The sequence below is a fragment of the Rhizobacter sp. genome (assembly GCF_031412075.1).
GTDB lineage: Bacteria > Pseudomonadota > Gammaproteobacteria > Burkholderiales > Burkholderiaceae_C > Rhizobacter.
The window spans coordinates 1-4,380 of record NZ_JANOCG010000022.1 but is presented as its reverse complement, the minus strand read 5'-3'; the positions used below and the strand labels follow the sequence as shown (position 1 = coordinate 4,380).

Genomic DNA, 4,380 nt, shown 5'->3' with positions numbered 1-4,380 from the left:
GGAGAACTTTCATGGGTGGGCAGGTCGTGATGGCGGAATCAGCCGGCTATTGGACACCAGGAACCCGCGTGCACTCACCACCCCAGACCGAGTTTCAGGGGAATCAGCACCGCCATGCCGGTGACGATGGTGCCGAGGATGCCCCGGCGCCAGAAGTAGTAAGCCGTGGCTGCGGCCGCTGCGTACAAGCGCGCGTCTTTCCAGGTCTCGATGAGCTGGCCCTGAGACATGACCACCTCGGGCACCACCACGGCGGCCAGCGCGGCCAGTGGCGCATAACGCAGCCCACGCTTCACCCAGTCGGGCATCGCGAGCTCCTTCTCCGAGATGAGGAAGAAGCCGCGGGTCACCACCGTGATGATGGTGAGGCCGATGATGGTGATGAGGGCATAGCTGTCGTTCATGTCGCCGCCTCGGACACCGGCTTGGCGCCACGGGCCTTGAACCGGCCCAGCGCCTGGCGCACGCGGCGGCCGGCATCGCCGCCGCCATCGATCATCAGACCCACACACACCGCTGCCGCAATGGCGACGACGATGTGCAGGCGGAACGGCAACGCAAAGGCGGCCACCGCTGCCGCGCCTGCGACCACCGCGGCCAGCACGGTGGCGCGGTCGGACACCAGCGAGAAGGTGAGGCCCAGCAAGGCCAGCACGCCGGCGAACCCGAGACCCCAATGGGTGGGTACGACGTCGGCCAGCAAGATGCCCAAGACCGCCGGGATCTGCCAGCTCATCCAGTTGGAGGCGGCGGCGCCCATGAAGTACTCGACCTGGCCTTCGCCTTCGCGCGCTTCGGGAAAGCGTTTCATGAAGAGCACGTAAGTCAGGTCGCCACTCAGGTAGGTCAACAGCAGGCGCTGGCGCAGCGGGTAGCGCATGAAGTAAGGCCGCCACTGCGCGCTGAAGATCACGAAGCGCAGGTTGATGCAGGCCGCCGTGGCCCAGATCACCCACACCGGCGCACCCACCGTCATCAACGGAATGGCCGCCAGCTGCGCACTGCCGGCAAACACCGTGAAGGTCATCAACAGGGCGAGCGGTATGGAGAGGCCGCCCTTGACCATGGCCACACCCGTCACCAAACCCCAGGCGGCGATGCCCAGGCTGACCGAACTCATGTCGCGCACGCCGGCGCGAAACTGCGCGTGGTGCAAGGTGTCGTGGAGTGAATTCATGGCGGGGAATTGTCTCCCCAGCCCGTTAAAAAGGCCGGGGCGGGGTGATGCCCGCGCTGTGAAGGCTCAGGAATCCTGGCTCTTGGGCTTGGCTGTGCCTGCCTTGGTGGGCTTTTTCTCCACGCCCTCGCCGGCGGGCTCGGCGAGCGCGGGTTTGGGTTCGCCCTTGGGCTCGGCCGACTTGGGCTCGCCCTTGGCGGCCACCGCTTGCGGCGGCACGGCTTCAATCTTGTTCTCGCGCATGTAGTCGTTCATGTCGCGCCAGCCGGCAAACACCGAGGCCTTGTCGGCCTTGCGGTTGAGCGAATAACAGTCTTCGATGGCCCGGCCGGCATGGCGGCAGGCGCCACCGATGGCTTTGCCTTCAGCTTCCTTGGCGGCAGCGAGCTTTTCAGCCGACTCGCCGAACAGGTCGCAACCCGACAGCGCGGCGGCGGCCAGCAGGAGGGAGATGAGGGCGGTGTGTCGCATGACGGGCAGGGCGAAGTTCTGGATTCATTCTCCGCAAACCCGGCCCGCCGGTGGCGCGCAAAAGCGGGGTGTTCTCCCCGCTTTTTGAGCGACTTCAGGCCATGGCCAGCAAGCGGGCCACGCGCTCCTCGGTCGAGGGGTGGGTGGAGAACAGGCCGCGCAGGCCACCCGCCGACAGCGGATTCATGATCATCATCTGCGCCGTCTCAGGATGGCGCTCGGCCGCTTCCATCGGCAGGCCTTGCGCTGCGCGGTGGATCTTTTGCAGCGCGCTGGCGAGGGCCTGCGGGTCGCCGGAGATTTCGGCACCGCCACGGTCGGCCTCGAACTCGCGTGCGCGGCTGATGGCCATCTGGATCAGACTGGCGGCCAAGGGCGCCAGGATCATCACCAGCAGGCCCACGATGGGGTTGTGCGAGCGGCCGCTGCTGTCGCGCCCGCCAAAGAACATGGCGAAGTTGGCCAGCATCGAGATCGCACCGGCCATGGTGGCGCTCACGGTGCTGATCAGGATGTCGCGGTGTTTCACGTGCGCGAGCTCGTGCGCCATCACGCCACGCAATTCGCGCTCGCTCAAGACACGCAAGATGCCGGTGGTGGCGGCCACCGCGGCGTGTTCGGGGTTGCGGCCGGTGGCAAAGGCGTTGGGCGCGTCTTCGTTGATCAGGTAAACACGCGGCATCGGCAGCTGGGCGCGCTGCGCCAAGTCTTGCACCATGCGGTAGAACTGTGGCGCGCTGGTCTCGTCGACCTCTTGCGCGTTGTACATCTTGAGCACGAGCTTGTCGGAGAACCAGTAGCTGAAGAAGTTCATGCCGACGGCCACCGCGAGCGCGATCATCATGCCGGAGCGCCCACCGATGAAGGCGCCGATGGCCATGAACAGCGCCGTGATGGCGGCCATCAGAACGGCGGTCTTCAACAGATTGAACATGGAAACAGCTCCTTGAGTGCTTGAGCCGCATCAGATGCGGCCGGGCCGCTGGAGTTCAACGGCCGAATGTCTGACCCGTCTGCAGCGGGTTGTTTTGGAGAAACTGTCGCGCTGGCTGGCGCTTGCCGCCGGGGCGCTGCAGGTCGGTGATCTTCAATGCGGCTTCGCCACAGGCGACGGTGATTCCCTCGTCAGTGACCGCCAACACCGTCCCGGGTTCGCCCTTTGCCGGCACGACCTGGGCTCGCCACAGCTTGATGATTTCGCCGTCGAGTTGAGCCGTGGCACCGGGGAAGGGGTCGAAGGCACGGATGCGACGCTCAATCGTCGCGGCGGGCAAAGACCAATCGACGGACGCCTCGGCCTTGTCAATCTTGTGGGCGTAGGTGACACCCTCGGCGGGCTGGGGGGTGTGCGTGAGGCGACCGCAGGCAGCGAGCTCCAGCGTCTCGACGATCAGCCGCCCGCCGACGCCGGCCAGCCGGTCGTGTAAGCGGGCGGTGGTGTCGTCGGCCCCAATGTCGACAACTTCAACGAGCAGCATGTCTCCTGTGTCCAGCCCGGCGTCCATCTGCATGATGGTGATGCCAGTGCGCGCGTCACCGGCCTCGATGGCCCGGTGAATCGGCGCCGCACCGCGCCACCGCGGCAGCAGCGACCCGTGGATATTGAGGCAGCCGCGCGGCGGCAAGTCGAGCACCCATTGCGGCAGGATCAGGCCGTAGGCAGCGACCACCATCACGTCGATGCGGGCGGCCTGCAGCGCCTCACGAGCCTGGGCTGCGTCGGCGGGGTACTTCCCGTCCAGGCGCAGGCTGCGCGGTTGCGCGACCGCCATCCCGTGGGCTTGCGCAAACGCCTTCACGGGCGACGGGTTCAGTTTCAAACCCCGCCCCGCCGGGCGGTCGGGCTGGGTCAGCACCAAGGCGACGTCAAAACCCGCGGCATGCAGACGGGCTAAAGCCGCTTCGGCGAACTCGGGCGTGCCGGCGAAGGCCAGTCTCATGGACGTTGCTCGTCGCGGCTCTTCTTCAGCATCTTGACCTTGATGCGGTCGCGCTTGAGCGAGCTCAAGTACTCGACAAACACCTTACCCATCAGGTGATCCATCTCGTGCTGCACACACACCGAGAGCAGCCCCTCGGCCTCGAATTCGTAACTTTCGCCAGCCCGGTTGAGCGAGCGCACCGTCACGCGTGCATGCCGAGGCACCTTGTCGTAAACGGTAGGCACCGACAGACACCCTTCGTCGCCCAGAACCATTTCCGCGCTTTTGGCGACCAGTTCGGGGTTGATCAGCACATGGGGGTCGTCGCGCGTGTCCGAGGTGTCGATCACGATCAAGCGCTCGTGCACGTCGACCTGGGTGGCCGCGAGGCCCACGCCGTCGGCGGCGTACATGGTCTCGAGCATGTCATCGACCAGTTGGCGAATGCGCTCGTCAACCTGGGTGACAGGCTTGGCGACGGTGTGCAGGCGGGGATCGGGGTAACGAAGGATGGTGAGCTTGGCCATGTAAATCAGGAATGAAGTGCCTGTGGACGGCGCGCAACGCCGGCCGCCGTGACAGGCAACACAACAAAGGTATCGGCGGGTGACTTTCGTTGCGATATCAAGGGTTTAGAGGCAGAATCTGCGAAACTGAATGAAGATTTTCGCCGAACTGCGAGCAGCCTGCTGCAGCCGGCTCAGTAAACCGCACAGCCCAGCATTGTGCTGTCTGCGCGCCCGGAGACTTACCTTCATGACCCGAAGCACCCGTCCTGCCCTGTCATTTTTCCGGGCTTCTGCGATCACT

6 protein-coding genes are annotated in these 4,380 nt (G+C 65.4%); all 6 read right to left on the bottom strand.

Annotated elements, in window-relative coordinates; all coding sequences use genetic code 11:
* Window positions 1-74: 74 nt before the first annotated feature.
* The 6 genes from RMO40_RS00725 to def all read right to left on the bottom strand — a co-directional run bounded on the left by RMO40_RS00725 (window position 75) and on the right by def (window position 4,097).
* A complete protein-coding gene (locus tag RMO40_RS00725) occupies window positions 75-404 on the bottom strand; it encodes an AzlD domain-containing protein (RefSeq protein ID WP_309714977.1) in 330 nt (109 codons plus the stop codon).
* Window positions 401-1,177: an AzlC family ABC transporter permease gene (locus RMO40_RS00720; RefSeq protein ID WP_309714975.1), complete on the bottom strand. Its 777-nt coding sequence runs from the start codon at window positions 1,175-1,177 to the stop codon at window positions 401-403. The genes RMO40_RS00725 and RMO40_RS00720 overlap by 4 nt, the downstream gene beginning before the upstream one ends.
* Before the next feature lie 66 nt (window positions 1,178-1,243).
* Complete coding sequence (locus tag RMO40_RS00715) at window positions 1,244-1,648, bottom strand: hypothetical protein (RefSeq protein ID WP_309714973.1); 405 nt, start codon at window positions 1,646-1,648, stop codon at window positions 1,244-1,246.
* 94 nt (window positions 1,649-1,742) lie between these two features.
* Entirely contained in the window at window positions 1,743-2,582 is an 840-nt protein-coding gene (gene htpX, locus RMO40_RS00710; protein ID WP_309714971.1) for a zinc metalloprotease HtpX, read from the bottom strand.
* Window positions 2,583-2,637: 55 nt separating this feature from the next.
* Complete coding sequence (fmt, locus tag RMO40_RS00705) at window positions 2,638-3,588, bottom strand: methionyl-tRNA formyltransferase (protein WP_309714969.1); 951 nt, start codon at window positions 3,586-3,588, stop codon at window positions 2,638-2,640.
* On the bottom strand, window positions 3,585-4,097 hold the full coding sequence (gene def, locus RMO40_RS00700) for a peptide deformylase (protein WP_309714967.1): 513 nt from the start codon (window positions 4,095-4,097) through the stop codon (window positions 3,585-3,587). The genes fmt and def overlap by 4 nt, the downstream gene beginning before the upstream one ends.
* Between the last annotated feature and the right edge of the window lie 283 nt (window positions 4,098-4,380).